Annotated in this window: 15 protein-coding genes; 1 reads left to right on the top strand and 14 read right to left on the bottom strand. The window is 67.9% G+C overall.

Features of this window, described 5'->3' with window-relative positions:
• Positions 1 to 54 precede the first annotated feature (54 nt).
• The 7 genes from Q8S40_RS24205 to Q8S40_RS24175 all read right to left on the bottom strand — a co-directional run bounded on the left by Q8S40_RS24205 (position 55) and on the right by Q8S40_RS24175 (position 8,684).
• Entirely contained in the window at positions 55 to 1,125 is a 1,071-nt protein-coding gene (locus tag Q8S40_RS24205) for an ABC transporter ATP-binding protein (RefSeq protein ID WP_305672460.1), read from the bottom strand.
• Positions 1,122 to 2,114 carry an ABC transporter ATP-binding protein gene (locus tag Q8S40_RS24200; RefSeq protein WP_305672459.1) on the bottom strand — a complete coding sequence of 331 codons (993 nt, stop codon included), beginning with the start codon at positions 2,112 to 2,114 and terminating at the stop codon, positions 1,122 to 1,124. Before Q8S40_RS24200 ends, Q8S40_RS24205 begins: the two co-directional genes overlap by 4 nt.
• On the bottom strand, positions 2,111 to 3,544 hold the full coding sequence (locus tag Q8S40_RS24195; RefSeq protein ID WP_305672458.1) for an amidohydrolase family protein: 1,434 nt from the start codon (positions 3,542 to 3,544) through the stop codon (positions 2,111 to 2,113). Before Q8S40_RS24195 ends, Q8S40_RS24200 begins: the two co-directional genes overlap by 4 nt.
• Before the next feature lie 16 nt (positions 3,545 to 3,560).
• Positions 3,561 to 5,159, bottom strand: coding sequence for an ABC transporter substrate-binding protein (locus tag Q8S40_RS24190; protein ID WP_305672457.1), 1,599 nt, complete (start codon positions 5,157 to 5,159; stop codon positions 3,561 to 3,563).
• 18 nt (positions 5,160 to 5,177) lie between these two features.
• Positions 5,178 to 6,044, bottom strand: a complete 867-nt coding sequence (locus Q8S40_RS24185) for an ABC transporter permease (protein WP_304815982.1) — start codon at positions 6,042 to 6,044, stop codon at positions 5,178 to 5,180.
• A 73-nt stretch (positions 6,045 to 6,117) separates the two neighbouring features.
• Complete coding sequence (locus Q8S40_RS24180) at positions 6,118 to 7,059, bottom strand: ABC transporter permease (protein WP_304815983.1); 942 nt, start codon at positions 7,057 to 7,059, stop codon at positions 6,118 to 6,120.
• On the bottom strand, positions 7,053 to 8,684 hold the full coding sequence (locus tag Q8S40_RS24175) for an amidohydrolase (protein WP_305672456.1): 1,632 nt from the start codon (positions 8,682 to 8,684) through the stop codon (positions 7,053 to 7,055). The genes Q8S40_RS24180 and Q8S40_RS24175 overlap by 7 nt, the downstream gene beginning before the upstream one ends.
• Before the next feature lie 151 nt (positions 8,685 to 8,835).
• Between Q8S40_RS24175 and Q8S40_RS24170 the strand changes: the two genes are divergently transcribed.
• A complete protein-coding gene (locus Q8S40_RS24170) occupies positions 8,836 to 10,410 on the top strand; it encodes an ABC transporter substrate-binding protein (protein ID WP_305672455.1) in 1,575 nt (524 codons plus the stop codon).
• Positions 10,411 to 10,413: 3 nt separating this feature from the next.
• Here Q8S40_RS24170 and hflX read toward each other — a convergent pair whose 3' ends face one another.
• Genes hflX through Q8S40_RS24135 form a run of 7 tightly spaced genes read right to left on the bottom strand, consistent with a single transcriptional unit; the run spans position 10,414 to position 17,251 of the window.
• A complete protein-coding gene (gene hflX, locus Q8S40_RS24165; RefSeq protein WP_305672454.1) occupies positions 10,414 to 11,757 on the bottom strand; it encodes a GTPase HflX in 1,344 nt (447 codons plus the stop codon).
• A 37-nt stretch (positions 11,758 to 11,794) separates the two neighbouring features.
• Positions 11,795 to 12,793 carry a dimethylarginine dimethylaminohydrolase family protein gene (locus tag Q8S40_RS24160; RefSeq protein WP_305672453.1) on the bottom strand — a complete coding sequence of 333 codons (999 nt, stop codon included), beginning with the start codon at positions 12,791 to 12,793 and terminating at the stop codon, positions 11,795 to 11,797.
• A 21-nt stretch (positions 12,794 to 12,814) separates the two neighbouring features.
• On the bottom strand, positions 12,815 to 13,600 hold the full coding sequence (locus Q8S40_RS24155; RefSeq protein WP_305672452.1) for an ABC transporter permease: 786 nt from the start codon (positions 13,598 to 13,600) through the stop codon (positions 12,815 to 12,817).
• Positions 13,597 to 14,439 (bottom strand): ABC transporter permease, encoded by an 843-nt coding sequence (locus Q8S40_RS24150; RefSeq protein ID WP_304815993.1) that lies wholly within the window; start codon positions 14,437 to 14,439, stop codon positions 13,597 to 13,599. Before Q8S40_RS24150 ends, Q8S40_RS24155 begins: the two co-directional genes overlap by 4 nt.
• Positions 14,436 to 15,491 carry an ABC transporter ATP-binding protein gene (locus Q8S40_RS24145; RefSeq protein WP_371136881.1) on the bottom strand — a complete coding sequence of 352 codons (1,056 nt, stop codon included), beginning with the start codon at positions 15,489 to 15,491 and terminating at the stop codon, positions 14,436 to 14,438. The genes Q8S40_RS24150 and Q8S40_RS24145 overlap by 4 nt, the downstream gene beginning before the upstream one ends.
• 35 nt (positions 15,492 to 15,526) lie before the next feature.
• Entirely contained in the window at positions 15,527 to 16,309 is a 783-nt protein-coding gene (locus Q8S40_RS24140) for a class II aldolase/adducin family protein (protein WP_304815996.1), read from the bottom strand.
• Positions 16,310 to 17,251 carry a glyoxylate/hydroxypyruvate reductase A gene (locus Q8S40_RS24135; RefSeq protein ID WP_305672450.1) on the bottom strand — a complete coding sequence of 314 codons (942 nt, stop codon included), beginning with the start codon at positions 17,249 to 17,251 and terminating at the stop codon, positions 16,310 to 16,312.
• Positions 17,252 to 17,357 lie beyond the last annotated feature (106 nt).

Genomic DNA, 17,357 nt, shown 5'->3' with positions numbered 1-17,357 from the left:
ATGCCGCGCGTCAGTCCCCCGTGCGCCGCAACACAGGCTTTCGCCCGATGGCGGTCAGGCCGCCACCGGGGCGGCCTTGCGCGCCTTCGCTGCCGCATACAGCGCCAGGCGATGCGCCGCGACCGGCGACATGCCGTTCTCCGCCACCGCCTCATGTGGCGGCAGCGTCTCGGCGAAGTGGCAGGCCACCTGCTGGCCCGGCGCCAATTCGCGCAGCACCGGCATCTCCGCCTTGCAGATATCCTGCACGAAGGGGCAGCGCGTGTGGAAGCGGCAGCCGGAGGGTGGGTTCATCGGGCTGGGCACATCGCCACCCAGCGGCTTCACCATGCCGCGCCGGCGCGGGTCCGGGTGCGGGATCGCCGAGAGCAGCGCCCGCGTATAGGGGTGCATCGGCCGGTCGAAGATGGCGCGCTTCGGCGCCTGTTCGACGATCTGGCCGAGATACATCACCGCCACCCGGTCGGCCATGTGGTGCACCACGGCCAGGTCATGCGCGATGAACAGGTAGGAAAGGCCGAAGCGACGTTGCAGATCCTTCAACAGGTTCACCACCTGCGCCTGGATGGAAACGTCCAGCGCGGAGACCGGCTCGTCGCAGATGATGAGTTCCGGCTGCACCGCCAGCGCGCGGGCAATGCCGATGCGCTGGCGCTGGCCGCCGCTGAATTCATGCGGATAGCGTTGCGCGTGGAAGGGGGCGAGGCCGACCAGCCCGAGCAGTTCCTTCACCCGTGCCGCCCGGGATTCGGCCGTGCCGATGCCATGCACCTCCATCGGCTCCGCGATCGTGTCGCCGACGCGCAGCCGGGGGTTCAGGCTGGCATAGGGGTCCTGGAACACCACCTGCACGCGGCGGCGCAGCGTGCGGAGCGCGGCGCCCGAAATCTCCTGCCCATCGAAGCGGACAGTGCCGCCGGTCGGCTCGATCAGCCGCAGCACCAGCCGCGCCGTGGTCGATTTGCCGCAGCCGGATTCACCGACGATGGCCAGCGTCTCGCCACGCTCGATACTGAAGGACACGCCATCCACGGCGCGGACCAGGCCGACCTGCCGCGCCAGGATGATCCCCTTGGTCACCGGGTAGTGCTTGGTGAGGTTCTCGACCTCCAGCAGCGTTGTCATGCGGCGAGGTCCAGGCTGTTCTCCACCGGGGCGCGGATGCAGGCGGCGTAGTGGCCGGGGGCCACCTCCCTCAGCGGCGGCGGTGCGGTGCGGCAGGCATCGATGGCGAAGGGGCAGCGCGGTTCGAAGCGGCAGCCCTTGGGCAGGGCGAAGGGCGGCGGCACCGCACCCTCGATCGCCAGAAGCTCCGCCCGTTCCTCATCCAGACGCGGGACGGAGCCGAGCAGGCCGAGCGTATAGGGGTGCTGCGGACTCGCGAAGATCTCGCTGGCCGTGCCGCGCTCCGCGACGCGGCCGGCATACATCACGGCGACCTCATCGGCCATTTCCGCCACCACGCCCAGGTCGTGGGTGATGAGGATGATGGACATGCCGGTTTCGATCTGCAGGTCCCGCAGCAGGTCCAGGATCTGCGCCTGCACCGTCACGTCCAGCGCCGTGGTGGGCTCGTCCGCGATCAGCAGCTTCGGCTTGCAGGCCAGCGCCATCGCAATCATCACGCGCTGGCGCATTCCGCCCGAGAGCTGGTGCGGGAATTCATCGAAACGCCGCGCGGCGGCGGGAATACGCACGCGATCGAGCGCCGCGAGGCCCCGCTCGCGCAGTTCCTTGTTGCTGGCCTTGGTGTCGTGCGCGCGCATCGCCTCCATGATCTGCAGGCCGATGGGATGCACCGGGTTCAGGCTGGTCATCGGCTCCTGGAAGATCATCGCCACCTGGCCGCCGCGCACCTGGCGCATGGCGGATTCGGACAGGTCCAGCAGGTTCTGGCCGTCCAGCAGCACGCGCCCAGCGGCAACCCGCCCCGGCCGCGGCACCAGCCGCATGACGGAAAGCGAGAGCATCGATTTGCCGCAGCCGGATTCACCGACGATGCCGAGCGTCTTGCCGCGCGGCACCGTCAGATCCACGCCATCCACCGCGGGAATGTCGCCATTGGCGCTGCGGAACACCGTCCGCAGGCCCTGGATTTCCAGAAGAGGATTCATGACCACCGGAAGGTAGGCGGCGAGGACACGTCGACCGGGCGATGCGCCCAATCCTGCGACGGTGCCTTTTCCACGATGCGCTTCTGCGCCTCATGCAGATGCGCGGCGGCGCCGTGGTAGTCCATGGTCGTCACCTTGCCGTCGGCGACCACCTTGTTGCCATCGACGTAGACATCGCGCACGGCGCGATCGCCCGCCGCATAGACCAGGCTGCGCACCGGGTCGCGGCAAGGACGCATCATCGGATGCGTCACATCCACCAGCACGAAGTCGGCGCGCATGCCGGGCGCGAGCCGGCCGATATCCTCTCGCCCCAGCGCCTTGGCGCCGCCGATCGTCGCTGCGTCGAACAGCTCCGTCGTCGTCATGCTGCGCGGGTCATTGGCCTGGGTGCGGGCGAGATAGGCGACAAGCCGCATCTCATCCAGCATGTTGTGCGGATAGGTATCCGTCCCGAGGCCCATATTCACGCCCGCGCGCTTGTAGCGCCCGAAATGCTTCAGCGTGATGCCGCGGCGCGCGAAGACGGTCGGGCAATGCGCGACGGTCGTGCCGGTCTCCGCCAGACGGCCCATGTCGCTATCGGTCCACCACTTCGTCGAGGGATGGTCATCGAGGAAGATGCCGTGGCCGATGATGCTGCGTTCGCTCAGCAGCCCCATGGAATCCAGCCAGCCGATCGGCGTCTTGCCGGTGCGGCGGGTGATCTCATGGAATTCCACCACGGATTGCGCCGCGTGGATCTGCCAGGACACGCCGCGCTTCTCGGCTTCCTGGAAACTCTCCTTCAACAGCGTGTCGGTGCAGGTGTCGATCTGCGCCGGCACCACCATGCCGAACAGCCGACCGCTTTCATGCTGCTCGGCGCGCTCGATCAGCGACAGCGCCTCGCCCATCGCCTTCTCGCCGGCGGCCTCGTCCCATTCATATTCGACGACGTGGCCATTCTTGGTGAACCACTTCGCCGATTTGAACATCGGCGCGATGCAGACCCGCATGCCCGATTCCGCCAGCAGATCCATCCAGCCCGGATGCGCCATGGACAGGTCCGCCACCGTCGTCACGCCGGACAGCAGCAATTCGGACAGCGCGACGCGCACGCAGGACGGCACCGCTTCCGAATCCGCCCGGAAGATCGGCATGAATTCATACAGCGAGGAATTGTACAGGCCCGGCGAGCCGATCTCGTCGATCAGCCCCTTGTTCATCGGCTCGCTGGACGGGTGGGAGTGGATGTTCACCAGCCCCGGCATGACCATCAGCCCGGAGCCGCTGATTTCCTCCTCCGCCTCGCCGGTGTAGCCACGGCCGACGAAGCTGATGGCTCCGCCGGTGAAGGCCACATCGGCATCGGGCAGATAGATGTGCTGCTGCGCCGAGGCGTCCCATGCAACGACCAGGTCGGCGTTGCGGATGACGGTTGTGGTCATGCCGGTTTCTCTCCCTTTATCGCGTCGTGCGCATGTCGAGCGCCTTGTAGACGCCGATGCCATACAGCCCATGCGCGCGCAGCCCGGTGACGCGGTTGGAAACCGCGACGAAAAGCTGTTCACGCGCGGTGGTCAGCCAGGGCGCTTCCTCGGCCAGCTGGCGCTGGATGTTGGCGAGCGCGGTGCGGCGCACGGCGGGGTCGGTCGCGCTGCGCGCCTCATCCAGCCAGGCGTCGGTCTGCGGGTTGTTCCAGTTCATCCGGTTCGGCGTCGGCCGTGCACGGCTGTGCCAGTAGAGGCTCAGCGCATCGCCGGCCGAGAAGTACGGGTAGGACAGGAACAGCGCATCGAATTCCTGGGTGGCCATGCGGCCCCAGGCAACGGTCGCGTCGAACAGCTGGATCCGCATCTCGATACCGACGCGGCGCAGCTGCTGCTGGATGATCTCGCTCTGGCGCTGATTCTCCAGCGTGTTGATGCCGTAGGTCAGGAAGGTGGCGCGCTGGCCGTCCTTCACGCGCACGCCATCGGAGCCCATGGTCCAACCGGCCTCATCCAGCGTGCGCTGGGCGGCGGCCGGGTCGAAGCGCGGCACCATCGTGTCCGACTGTGCGTCATAGTCCAGCGCATTCGGGTTGATGATGTTCAGCGCCGGCTGGGCATGGCCCGACCACACGGCGCGCACCAGCGCCTCACGGTCCACCGCCTGGTGGATCGCGCGGCGCACGGCGCGGTCATTCATCACGGGCTTGTCCACCTTGAAGCCCAGGTAGAAGTCCCAGAAGTAGTTGGGCTGGGTCAGCATGGTCACGGTCGGCACGCGGCGCAGGCTGTTGATGGCGATGGTCGGGATGTACTGCGTGACGTCCGCAGCCCCGGTCTGGATCGCGGCCAGTCGGGCGGAGGGTTCCGGCACCACGCGCCAGACAATGCGCTCGACATGCGCCGGGCCCTGGTTCTGGTACATGGGCGGGCCCCAGCGGTAGTTCGGGTGGCGCGTCAGCACCAGCTCGTTCCGCGGAGTCCAGGATTGCCAGCAATACGGGCCGGTGCCGTTGAAGCCCTGGCTGCCGAAGTTCTGGCCGAGCCGATCAACCGTCGCCTTGTCGATGACGCCGGCGAAGAACAGCGTGAGCTGCGACAGGAGTTCGGAGAAGGGCTCGTTCAGCTCATACTCGACGGTGTGGGCATCGACCGCGCGAATCTCCTTCACCGAGCCAGCGCGCCACGCCACCGGGCTGCGCGTCTCGCGCGAGATCCAGCGGTTGATCGAATACACCACGTCTTCCGCGGTGAAGGCCTTGCCGTCGCAGAAGGTGACGCCCTGGCGCAGATGGAAAGTGTAGGTCTTGCCGTCATCCGAGACGGTCCAGCGCTCGGCCAGGCCTGGGCGGATGGTCTGGCCGTCGAAATCCATGGTGACCAGCGTGTCGGTCATCATGCCCACCACTTCGCCCGCGCTGCGCGCGGTGGAGCGGTGCAGGTCGTAGCGGTCCGCGTCGATCTCGCGCAGGAACACCACCGTGTTGCGCGGCGTCTGTGCCACGGCCGGCAGCACCGGCACGGCGGTTACCGCCGCCAGTGCGGCGACCATTGCGCCCTTGAGGAACCTCATCTTTTTCTCCCTGCCTGACTAGATACGAAGCCGGGGGTCGAGCGCGTCGCGCAGCGCGTCCCCAAGCACGTTGAAGGCCAGCACGACGACGAAGATGCCGATGGCTGGAATGACCGAGATGTGCGGCGCGAAGAACAGGAAGGTGCGCCCCTGGGCTGCCATGGCGCCAAGTTCCGCGATCGGCGGCTGCGCACCGAGGCCGAGGAAGGACAGCGCGGAGCCCAGCAGGATCACCTGCCCGAAGCGCAGCGTGGAGAACACCAGGATCGGCGAGGCGCAGTTCGGCATCAGGTGCCGCCAGATCAGCCGCGCATCCCCCATGCCCTGTGCGCGCGCCGCCTCGATGTAGTCCTGGCCGAGCACCACCAGTGCTGTGGAACGCGAGATGCGCGCCATCAGCGGCACGGTGGCCACCGCCAGCGCGATCACCACGGCCGTGACGCCAGGGCCGAAGATGGCCGCGATCGCCAGGCCGAACAGGATGGCGGGAAAGGACAGCATGATATCGGCCAGCCGCATCAGCAGCCCGTCGATGCGCCGGTAATAGGCCGCCGCAAAACCCATCGCCACGCCGATGACGCCACCGATGCCGAGACTGAGCGCGCCCATCGCCAGCGTCACCCGCAGCCCGAACAGCATGCGCGACAGCATGTCCCGCCCCTGCCCATCCGTGCCGAGCAGATAGGCGCCTTCGCCCGGCGGCTGCATCACCGCCATCAGGTCCGTCTCAAAGGGGTCATGCGGCGCAAGCCAGGGCGCCAGCAGCGCCGCCAGGATCACCAGCACCACCACGGCGAGCGAGACGGCCGCCGCCGGTTCCCGCAGCAGGATCTTCAGCGTGCCCGGCCGGGCCGGTGCTGTGATTTCGGTCACGGTGGTGCTCATGGCCGGGGCATCCGCTTCAGATCTCCGCTGCGCGCCGCCAGGGGTGTCTGCGCCCTGCGATCATCGGAGGTCATCATGATGCCCGCACCCGCGGGTCGAGCACGCCATACAGAAGATCCACAGTCAGATTCACCAGGATGAAGCCCATCGACAACACGATGATGGTGCCCTGCGCCATCGGGAAATCGGAGGACAGGATGGCGCCCACAGCGAGCCGCCCGACGCCGGGCCAGGAGAACACGGTTTCGGTCACCACCGCGCCGCCGAGCAGGAAGCCGATCTGCAACCCGATCAGCGTCACCACCGGCACCATGGCGTTGCGCAGCGCATGCCGCGTGACCACCAGCCGCTCCGACAGCCCCTTGGCGCGCGCCGTGCGGACATGGTCCGCGCCCAGCACATCCAGCACCGCCGTGCGCGTCATGCGCGCCACCGGCCCGACGAAGACGCCGCCGAGCGTGATGGCCGGCAGGATCACCGCGCGCAGCCCCTGCCAGGTCCAGAGCGGTCCCTCCCGCCCCGTGAAGGGCAGCCACTGCCACTGGAATCCGACGAACCAGATCAGCACCAGGCCTAAGAAGAACACCGGCACGGAAACGCCCGCCACGCTGAAGGCCATGACGATGCGGTCGATCAGCGAGCCGCGCAGATAGGCGCCCACCGTGCCCATCGCGATGCCGAGCGGGATGGACCAGATCAGGCTGGCGAACATCAGCTCCAGCGTTGGGCCGATGGTGGAGGCGAGCTCATGCGCGACCGGCACGTTGTTGATGATGGAGACGCCGAGATCGCCCTGCGCCAGCCGCCACAGATACAGCGCGAACTGCACATATAGCGGCTCGTCCAGCCCGAGATCGGTACGGATCTGGGCGATGACCTCGGCACTCGCATTCGGGCCGGCGCGGACGATGGCGGGGTCGGTGGGCACCACCTGCATCAGCAGGAAGCCCACCAGCAGCACGCCGAACATCACCGGCACCGCCAGCATCAGCCGCTGGACGGCATGCCTCAGCATGGCGCAAGCGCCCCATGCCGGTCGAAGATCACCTCGCCACCGCGCAGCGTCAGGTCAGCCCGCGTGTCGCGCAGGATCAGCTCCGGATCGCAGGCGAAGATGTCGCGCGACAGCACGGCGATGTCCGCCTGCATGCCGGGCTCCAGCGTGCCGCGGCGGTCCTCGGCGAATTGCGTGTAGGCGCCGCACCAGGTCTGGCAATGCACCGCCTGCTCCGCCGTCAGCGTCTGGTCCGGCCCCAGCACCGTGCCACGATTGGTCTTGCGCGTCAGCATGGTGAACAGATTGGCGAAGGGATCGACCGAGGAGACCGGGCAGTCCGACGACGCCGCGGGATGATGCCCCTCCTCCAGCCAGGTCCGCATCGGATAGGCTTCCTCGGACCGCGCGCGGCCGAGATTGCGGATATAGGTGTCGCCGAATTCGTACATGAAGGCCGGCTGCGGCACCGGCAGGATGCCGCGCGCCAGCATGCGCTTGCGCTGATGCGGCGTCAGGAAGCCGCAATGCTCGATACGGTGGCGGCGGCCGAGGAAGGGATGCGCCTCGCTATCCGCCATCTCCATGCCGACCAGCACCTGTTCGATCGCCGCATCGCCGATAGCGTGGATGTCGAGCTGCCAGCCCTGTTCGTGAAACAGCTTCAGCAGCGCATGGATCTTCTCATCCGGGAAGGTGAAGACGCCGGTGCCGCCGCCGGCGCTTTCCAGATAGGGGTCGAAGAAGGCCGCCGTCAGCCCGCCCGCGGAGCCATCGGCGAACACCTTCACCGCGCCCCAGCGCAGCATGTCGTCGCCCTGCATCGGCCGCAGCCCGGCCTCCCAGGCCTGCAGCGCGATACCCTCGGGGTTTCCGGCGAGTACGTTCCACATCCGCATCGGCGAACGGCCCGTGGCGACGGCTTTGCGAAACGCCGCGACCTCCGCCATGCCCGCCGTCATGCCGACATTCATGTCGGTGGCGGAAGCGAAGCCGAGCGAGGCGAGGTGATTGCCGGCGCGCTCAATCGCATCCACCAGTGTCGCCTCATCCGGCTCCGGCACAACGTCGCGGATCAACCGCATGGCGCGTTCCTGGAACAGCCCGGTCAGCGCGCCAGCCTTGCGCTCCACCACGCCGCCCTCGGGGTCCGGCGTGTTGTGGCCGACGCCGGCCGCGCGCATCGCGGCGGTGTTCGCCACGCCCATATGGCCGCAGGTGCGGACGATGAAGACGGGATTGTCGGGCGAAACGCGGTCCAGCTCCGCCGCCGTGGGGTGGCGACCGATATCCAGCTCCGCATGGTCGTAGCCGCGGCCGAGCACCCAGGCGCCCTTCGGCGATTCCTTCGCGGCCTTGCCGATTCGCGCCAGCACCTCATCCAGGCTGCGAACTTCCTCGGCCCGCAGGTTCACGCCCGCCAGCGCCAGGCCGTAGGGCAGCAGGTGCATATGCGCCTCGTTGAAGGCGGGGATCGCGACGCGCCCCTCCAGCGCCACGCGCCGGGCCTGTGGGGCGGCGGCCGCAACCTCGGCCTCGCTCCCCACCGCGAGCACGCGGCCATCCCGCACCGCCACCGCTTCGGCAAAGCCGCCCGCCAGTCCGCGAAAGACGCGTCCGCCGGTAAAAACAACATCCTGGCCCATCAAGCCGTCAAACCCCATTCCGCGCGCAGCAGTGAATGTGCAGACTGTCCTGCGGCGATCTGCACCCGTCAACCCGGCGATGACGCTACAACATTGCACCGGAGCCGGCCTGCGGAGATGATCGCTGCTTCCCTAGGCAGGATGATATCCAATGAAGCGCAGATATTGGTTGGGCATCGCAGCGGCGGCGGCCATTGGCCTCGCACCGGCCCTTGCCACGGCGCAATCGACACTGCGCGTCGTGCTGATCAATGACCTGGCGAGCCTGGACCCGGTGAACTCCACCGCCGCCTTCGTCCGCAACCATGGCTTCATGGTGTACGATCAGCTTTTCGCGCTCGACAGCCAGGGCGTCGCCCGGCCGCAGATGGTTGATCGGCACGAGCCAAGCGCGGATGGCATGAGCCACCGCTTCACCCTGCGCGAAGGCCTCGCCTTCCATGACGGCACGCCGGTGCGCGCGGCCGATGCCGTGGCCTCGATCCGCCGCTGGTCGCAGCGTGACATCGTCGGCCGGGCGCTCGCGGCCTCAACCGCGGCGATGGAGGTGGTGGATGAGAAGACCTTCACCATCCAGCTTTCGCGCCCCTTCGCACTGGTGACGGAGGCGCTGGCACGCCCCACGGCAAGCGCGTTGTTCGTCATGCCGGAACGTATCGCCCAGACACCGGCCGCCACCGCGATCACGGAAGCGACCGGCAGCGGCCCCTTCATCTTCCAGCCGCGTGAATGGCAGGTGGGCAACCGCGCCGTCTACCTGCGCAACCCCGCCTATCGCCCGCGGCCGGAGCCGGCCGATGGGCTGGCCGGCGGCAAGGTGGTGAACATCGACCGGCTGGAATGGGTGGCGATGCCAGACCCCGCCACGGCAGCGGCCGCCCTGCAGGCCGGTGAGATCGACTTCATCGAACAGCCCTCACCGGATCTGATCCCGGTGCTGGAGCGCAACCGCAACATCCGCACCTTCGCGCTGAACCCGGTGGGCTTCATGGTCTGGCTGCGGCTGAACCACACCCAGCCGCCCTTCGACAAGCCGGAGGCCCGCCAGGCGCTGCTGCACCTGATCAACCAGCAGGATGTGCTGAACGCCATCGGCGTTCGCCCATCCGAGCAGGTGCCCTACTGCCCCGCCTACTTCTTCTGCAACACGCCACTGCAATCGGATGCCGGCGCCGAGGGCCTGCGCGCCGAAAGCCTGGACCGCGCCCGCGCCCTGCTTCGGCAGGCCGGCTATGACGGGCGCCGCGTGGTCTTCATGAACGCCGCCGACAGCCCGATCAACAACGCGGCCACGCTGACCATGGCCGCCGCCTTCCAGCGCGGCGGCCTGACCATGGATGTGCCAAGCATGGACTGGGCCACCGTCACCCAGCGTCGCAACCGGCGGGAGCCGGTGGAACAGGGCGGCTGGAACATGTTCGTCACGGTCGCCAATGTGCTGGACGGGCAGAACCCCCTGACCAACCTGTACCTCGCCAGCCCCTGCGAAGGTGGCCTGACCGGCTGGCCCTGCGATGCTGAGCTTGAGGCGCTGCGCCGGTCGTGGTGGGAGGAGAATGACGCGGCGAAGCGGCAGGAAATCCTGCACCGCGTCCATGCCCGCGCCTATCACGTGCTGCCCTACATCAATGCCGGGCAATTCCGCACGCTGGCCGCGCATCGCAGCAACATCGAGGGTCTGCGGCCGACCACCGTGCCGGTGTTCTGGGGCGTGACCAAGCGCTAGCGGTCAGGCGAGGCTACGGCGCAAACGCGCAATCGCACCGGGCAGGCCGCGGACCTTCAGGACGCGGCCTGCCTCGTTGAAATCCTCGGACAGGACGCGGGCGCTTTCATAGACCTCGCCGATCAGCCCCTGCTTCGCATAGGGCAGCATCAGCACATCCTCCTCCATCTGCGCCTCGAAGAAGGCTATCAGAGTCTCCCGCAGCGCCGCGACATCCTCCGGCGCATGGGCGGACAGCATGATCGCGTCAGGGTGCTTCTCCGCCAGCGCGGCGCGGCCGGCGGCATCGACCCGGTCCATCTTGTTCAGCACCAGGCGGGACGGCACCGCATCCGCGCCAATCTCCCGCAATACGCTGCGGCTGACCTCCAGTTGCGCCTCATAGGTCGGGTCGGAGGCATCCACCACGAACAGCAGCAGCGAGGCTTCCAGCGCCTCCGCCAGGGTGGAACGGAACGACGCCACCAGGTCATGCGGCAACTGCTTGATGAAGCCGACCGTGTCCGAGACCAGGATGCGCGGCCGCGTCTCCGGCTGCAGAATGCGGACGGTGGTGTCGAGCGTGGCGAACAGCTTGTCCTCCACCAGCACCTGGCTGCCGGTCAGCGCCCGCATGAGCGAGGATTTGCCCGCATTGGTGTAGCCGACCAGCGCCACCCGCAGCTGGTCCCGCCGTGCGGAACGCCGATTGTCCCCGTCGCGCTGCACCGCCTCCAGCTGGTCCTTCAGCTCGGAGATGCGGTCACGGATCTTGCGGCGATCGAGATCGAGGCTGGTCTCGCCCGCGCCCGGCCCCTGCTGCCGCCCGCCGCCGCCCGAGGATTCGCGCAGACGGGGGGCGACGTATTTCAGCCGCGCCATCTCCACCTGAAGCTTCGCCTCCCGCGTATTGGCGTGGCGGTGGAAGATCTCCACGATCACGCCGGTGCGATCCAGCACCTGGGCGCCGGTGGCGCGTTCCAGGTTGCGGATCTGGCTCGGCGACAGCTCGTGGTCGACGATGACGAATTCGGGCTTCGGCGCCGCGGCTTCTTCCGGCTCCGGTGCGGCGGCCTCGGCGGCACCTTCGAAACGCTGCCGCGCCTTGGCCCTGGGCGGCGGCGCCATGGTGCCGGTCTCGCCGGTTCCGCCGGTCAGCGCCGCCAGCTCCGCCAGCTTGCCGCTGCCGAGCAGCGACCCGGCGCCGGTGCCCTCCCGGCGCTGGGAAACGCTGCCCACCACCTCATAGCCCAGCGTCTTCACCAGCCGCCCGAGTTCCTCGAGGCTGGCGGCGTGGGCGATGTCATCCACCTCCGGCGTCTGGATTCCGACGAGGACGGCACGCGGGGTGGGGGCTTTGGTCTCCATGCCGGGGAGTTAGCACGGATTGCGCCAAAACCCAGCTTTACAGCCAGTCCCGCACCAGGGGGCTGGTCGAGCAATGGATGCCGCCGCCGCCCAGGCCGACCTTGTCGTACTCCACCAGCCGGATCGAGATGTTCGCGCGGTCCAGCGCGTCCTGTGTGCGGGGGCCGACCTTGTCGCTCATCAGGATACGGCCTGGCCGGACTGCCAGGCAGTTGATGGTCCAGGACGGGTCCTCATGGTTCACATGGATCAGCTTCACCCCTTGGCGCTTCATCTCCTCCATGAAGACGAAGGGCAGCGTGGAGGGGTTCACGATGGCGGTGTCGTGGTCGATCATCACGAAGGCGCCATCGATATGCAGGCGGTAGCCCGGAATCTGCACACGAATCAGCTTCGTGCCCTGCACCGCCAGCACCTCCTCCAGCTGCCGGGCGCCTTCCTCATTGACGCGGGAGGAGACGCCGACCACGGCGAGGTCCGGCCGGATATAGGCGAAGCTGCCACCCTCCATCAGCCCGGTGCCGTGGATGGTGCGCAGGATGGGCATGCCCAGCGCCGCCAGCGTTTCCGTCACCGGCGCCTCCTCCCCCCGCCGGATGCGCGGACCCATGCGGGTGACGATGGCGCCGCCCTGGATGCCGATGCAGCTGTCCCGCGTGTAGATGGATTTGTGCCGGCCCGGCGCGGCGCGCTTGAGGTAGACCACCTCCACGCCTTCCTCCCGCAGCGCTTCGGTCAGCGCATCATGCTGCGCCTGCTGTTCGGCCAGGGTCGGGCGCGTATCGCCGCGCCAATAGGCGCCGGTGGCGGAATCGCCGAAGGCGTTGAGTTCGGGGATGTGCGGCAGCGTATCCACCACGCGCATTTCCTCGCCCGGGCGGTGCATCAGCACCACGCGCAGCGTGCCGATATCCGAATTGCAGCCCCATTCGCGGCCCCAGGTGAAGGCCTGCTCGCTCGCGGTCTCGAAGGCCGGCTCCGGCTCGCTGGCGAAGCGCTCGATCAGCATGTTGTAGCGGTGGTCGAATTCACTCATCGCGCGTGTCATGGCGTTTCCCTATTCTGCCCGGCGTCGTCTCAGCGCCAGATCCAGCAGCAGAAGTCCGGTGGTGAAGACCACCAGCAGCACGGCCACCGCGGCCATGGCCGGGTCCAGATTCTCGTTGATTCCGTCCCAGATCCGGCGCGGCAGGGTGAAGACATCGCGGGACGCGATGAACAACACGATCACCAGCTCGTCCCAGCTATGAATGAAGGCGAAGATAGCGCCGGAGAGGATGCCGGGCGTGATGCGCGGCAGGATCACCCAGCGCAGCGTCTGCATCAGGGAGGCCCCCATGCCACGCGCCGCCTGTTCCAGCCGCGGGTCGAAGGCGGCCAGCGCGGTGGAGACGGTGATGACGACATAGGGAATGCCGGTGACGCCATGCGCCAGCACCACGCCCATGAAGCGGTCCAGCAGGTCAAGCCCGGCGAAGTAGCGATACAGCCCCACCGCATAGACGATGGAGGGGATGATGATGGGCAGCAGCATCAACGCCCGGACCAGATTGGTCGCGCGGCTGGCCAGCCGCCAGCAGCCGATCGCACACAGCGTGCCCGCCACCACGGCAATGGCCGTCGAAACCACCGCGATCTGGAAGGATTGCCAGATCGAGGCCAGCCATTCCGGCGAGCCGAACACCGTCACGTAATGCTGCAGCGACAGCGCCTCCCTCGGCAAGGACAGGAAGCGCTGATCGGTCATGGAGACGGGGAGGATGATGCTGATCGGCAGCAGCAGATACAGCGCCACCACCCAGGCGGAGCCGCGCGCGAACAGGCCAGGCTGATGCGACATCATGCGCCCCCGCCCCCGAACACCCGCTTCATGTCCACGAGGCGGGAGAAGATCGCCAGCGTCACCAGGATGGCGACAACCAGCACGGTGGCCATCATCGTGCCCAGGCCCCAACGCAGCAGGTCCAGGATCTGCAGCCCGATCCATTCCGCCACCATCAGCGTCTTGCCCCCGCCGAGCAGCGCCGGTGTGATGTAGAAGCCGAGCGTGAAGATGAAGACCAGCACACCGGCCGCCAGCAGCCCCGGCAGCGACAGCGGCAGGAAGATTTTCGCGAAGATGGTGATGCGACCGGCACCCAACCCACGGGCGGCGGCCAGCAGCCGCGGGTCGATCTCCCGCATGCTGGCCAGCATCGGCAGCACGGCATAGGGCACCATGTAGTGCACCATGCCGACGACGATGCCGAATTCGTTCCAGACCAGTTGCAGCGGTTCGGTGATGAGGCCGGTGCTCATCAGCGTCTCGTTCACCAGGCCCTGGCGGCGCAGCAGCGTGACCCAGGCGAAGGCGCGGACCAGCACGGAAATCCACAGCGGCACCAGCACCGCCAGGATCCACCAGCGCTGCGCGGCCGGGCTGGCCAGCGCGATGCGGTAGGACAGCACATAACCCAGCAGCAGCGAGATCGTGGTGGTGATGACGCAGATCCGCAGCGTGGTGATGATGACGCGCTGCACGCTCTCATTGGTGAACAGCCGCTCGTAATTGCCCAGCCCCGGCGTCGGCTCGGTGAAGGAAATGGCCAGCACCTGCGCGATGGGCGCGACGTAGAAGGCCGTCATCAGCAGGAAGGCCGGCAGGATCAGCAGCCACCACCCGACATCCTGCCGGCGCATCATGGCTCATCATCCAGCACCGGCACGCTCGCCGTCGCACTCCAGCCGAGCCGCACCGGCAGACCCTCGCGCGGTGCGATCGGCGCGTTCCAGCTCGGCAGGGTGATGCGCAGCGTGCCGAAATCCGGCGTGGCCACGTTCAGCGCATAGCCGGCGCCGAGATAGGACCAGCTCGCGATGCTGCCGGTCACGGTATTCTCTGCCGTCTCCCCCTCCGCCAGCAGCGCCATCTTCTCCGGCCGCAGGCTGAGCAGGGCCTGGCTACCCAGAGGCGGCAGTTCGGCGGAAGCGGTCACCACCCGCGTCGCACCCGCACCGATGGCGAAGCCGCCGGCAAACACCTCCTGCACCGTGCCGGCCAGGAAGTTCGACTTGCCGAGGAAATCGGCGACGAAGCGGGTGCGCGGCGCCTCGTACAGCTCGGCCGGCGCGCCCTGCTGGATCAGCTTGCCATGGTTGAGGATGGCGACGCGGTCGGACAGGGACAGCGCCTCCTCCTGGTCATGCGTGACATTGACGAAGGTGCGGCCGATGCGGCGGTGCAGCGCCTTCAGCTCATCCTGCAATTCGGCGCGCAGTTTCTTGTCGAGCGCCGAAAGCGGCTCATCCAGCAGCAGCAGCGCCGGCTCGAACACAAGCGCGCGGGCCAGCGCGACGCGCTGCTGCTGGCCGCCGGAAAGCTGCCGCGGCAGGCGCTCGCCGAAGGCGGAAAGCTGCACCAGGTCCAGCGCGGCGCGCACCTTCGCCTCCCGCTCCGCCGTTCCCATCTTGCGGACGCGCAGCGGGAAGGCGACGTTTTCCGCCACCGTCATGTGCGGGAACAGCGCGTAGCCCTGGAACACCATGCCGAAGTCGCGGCGTTCCGGCGGCAGCGGCGTGATGTCCTGGCCATCGAGCAGGATGGCGCCCTCGCTCGGTGCCACGAAGCCCGCGATGCACATCAGGATGGTGGTCTTGCCGCTGCCGGAGGGGCCGAGCAGGGTCAGGAACTCCCCCTGCCCCACGTCCAGTGACACATCGGCCACCGCGGTAAAGCTGCCATAGCGCTTGCTCAAGCCGCGCAGGGCGAGCGAATGTCCCGCGGCCGACATCAGGCGCGATAATCCGGCTGCTCGCGATCCAGCTTTCGCCGCAGCGCCTGCCAGGGCAGCCAGCCCTTGGTGGGGCCGGTGCTGAACTGCTTGCGCGTGCGTTCCACCGTGGCGTCCGAGGCCACCGCGAGCGGCGCGCCGGAGGATTGGGCAGCAAGCTGGATGCGGCAGGATTGTTCCAGATACCACATCCAGTAGAAGGCCTCCGCCACCGTATGGCCCACCGTCAGCAGCCCGTGGTTGCGAAGGATCATCGCCGGCTTGTCGCCGAGATCCTGCACCAGCCGCTCACGCTCCGACAGATTGTCGTCCGCGGCGACGCCTTCATAGTCGTGGATCGCGACGCGGCCGATGAACTCCATCATCATCTGGTTCAGCGGCAGCAGGCCGCCTTGCTGCGCCGCCACCGCCATGCCGGCAAGGGTGTGCGTGTGCATCACGCAATTCGCCGTGTCGCGGCCACGATGCACGGCGGAGTGGATCACGAAGCCGGCCGGATTGACCGGCCAGGTGGTGTTCTGCCGCGGTTCCCCCTCCGCATCCACCAGCACCAGGGATGATGCCGTGATTTCCTCGAACAACAGGCCGTACGGGTTGACCAGAAACCGATGCGACATGTCCCCCTCGGGCCCCGGCACGCGCACCGAGAGATGCGTGAACACCAGATCGGTCATGCCGTACAGCGCAATCAGCCGGTAGGCGGCGGCGAGATCCTCGCGCAGTTCCTGCTCGGTCGGCACATGGTCCGGGTCGGGCCGGACGGGGGGCGGGGGCAGTCCCATTCAGTAGCCTCGCGCGTGGTCATACAGGTTGGCAAGCGGGCGGCCTGCGGTGAAGTCGGCGATCACGCGCGCCACATATTGCGCACGCTCACGACGGCTCGGCAGGCTCGCCACATGCGGCGTGACGGTGATCTTCGGATGCGCCCAGGCCGGGCTTCCGGCCGGGAGGGGTTCCTTCTCGAACACGTCGAGCACGGCGCCGGACAATTGGCCGGCATCCAGCGCCGCGATGATGTCCTCGATCTTCTGGTGGCTGCCGCGCCCGGCATTCACCAGCCCCGCGCCCCGCGGCAGCTTCGCCAGCAGGGGGGCGGCGAGAATGCCGTTGGTCTCCACCGTGGCGGGCAGCAGGCAGACCAGGATGCGGGTCTCCGACAGGAAGTCATCCAGCTCCGCCGCGCCGGTGAAACATCTCACGCCCGGCAGGTCCTTGCGCGTGCGCGACCAGCCGCGCACCGGAAAGCCAAGCCCCTGCAACATGGCGCAAGCGCGGCTGCCCATATTGCCGAGACCCATGATGCCGACAGGGGTTTCAGCCGCGGTGCGCTCCGGCTCGAAATCCTGCCACTGCGCCAGCGCCTGGTTCAGCGCCATGCGTCGCGCATCCTTCAACAGCGACAGCGCTGCCCAGCAGACGAATTCGCCCATGCGCTGCGTCGCGCCCTCGGGCGCCATGCGCACCAGCGGCAGGTGGCGCGGCAGCGCAGGGTCCGCGGTGATGCCATCCACCCCGGCGCCGCTGCCGAAAATCACCTTCAGATTGGGCAGGCCGCCGAGGCGACCGGCCTCCGGATCCCAGGCCAGCACGTAGTCCACCGCATCCGGTGCCACAGCGCCATCGTCCCACCACCGCACCGCAAGGTCCGGTGCAAATTCGGCGAAATGCCGCTGCCATTCCGGCATGGCGGCCTCGCCGCCGGATTTCACCAGGATCGTCGGCATCAATATTCCTGCAAGCCTGCCTGCGGCGCGGTCATGCCGCGCCGCAGCAAAGCTGCACCCGGAGCATTTTCAAGTCCAGCGTGCAGGCTGGACGGTTCGGAAAATG

Source organism: Falsiroseomonas sp. (assembly GCF_030695085.1).
Taxonomy (GTDB): Bacteria; Pseudomonadota; Alphaproteobacteria; order Acetobacterales; family Acetobacteraceae; genus Falsiroseomonas.
This window is presented reverse-complemented; position numbering and strand designations above follow the sequence as displayed.

Bases quoted from the DNA above. Each gene is read 5' to 3' on its own strand.
- Q8S40_RS24140 (WP_304815996.1), bottom strand. From the start codon at position 16,309: ATGGGACTGCCCCCGCCCCCCGTCCGGCCCGACCCGGACCATGTGCCG.
- Q8S40_RS24195 (WP_305672458.1), bottom strand. From the start codon at position 3,544: ATGACCACAACCGTCATCCGCAACGCCGACCTGGTCGTTGCATGGGAC.
- Q8S40_RS24175 (WP_305672456.1), bottom strand. From the start codon at position 8,684: ATGGGCCAGGATGTTGTTTTTACCGGCGGACGCGTCTTTCGCGGACTG.
- Q8S40_RS24155 (WP_305672452.1), bottom strand. From the start codon at position 13,600: ATGATGTCGCATCAGCCTGGCCTGTTCGCGCGCGGCTCCGCCTGGGTG.
- Q8S40_RS24205 (WP_305672460.1), bottom strand. From the start codon at position 1,125: ATGACAACGCTGCTGGAGGTCGAGAACCTCACCAAGCACTACCCGGTG.
- hflX (WP_305672454.1), bottom strand. From the start codon at position 11,757: ATGGAGACCAAAGCCCCCACCCCGCGTGCCGTCCTCGTCGGAATCCAG.
- Q8S40_RS24135 (WP_305672450.1), bottom strand. From the start codon at position 17,251: ATGCCGACGATCCTGGTGAAATCCGGCGGCGAGGCCGCCATGCCGGAA.
- Q8S40_RS24190 (WP_305672457.1), bottom strand. From the start codon at position 5,159: ATGAGGTTCCTCAAGGGCGCAATGGTCGCCGCACTGGCGGCGGTAACC.
- Q8S40_RS24160 (WP_305672453.1), bottom strand. From the start codon at position 12,793: ATGAGTGAATTCGACCACCGCTACAACATGCTGATCGAGCGCTTCGCC.
- Q8S40_RS24185 (WP_304815982.1), bottom strand. From the start codon at position 6,044: ATGAGCACCACCGTGACCGAAATCACAGCACCGGCCCGGCCGGGCACG.
- Q8S40_RS24150 (WP_304815993.1), bottom strand. From the start codon at position 14,439: ATGATGCGCCGGCAGGATGTCGGGTGGTGGCTGCTGATCCTGCCGGCC.
- Q8S40_RS24180 (WP_304815983.1), bottom strand. From the start codon at position 7,059: ATGCTGAGGCATGCCGTCCAGCGGCTGATGCTGGCGGTGCCGGTGATG.
- Q8S40_RS24170 (WP_305672455.1), top strand. From the start codon at position 8,836: ATGAAGCGCAGATATTGGTTGGGCATCGCAGCGGCGGCGGCCATTGGC.
- Q8S40_RS24200 (WP_305672459.1), bottom strand. From the start codon at position 2,114: ATGAATCCTCTTCTGGAAATCCAGGGCCTGCGGACGGTGTTCCGCAGC.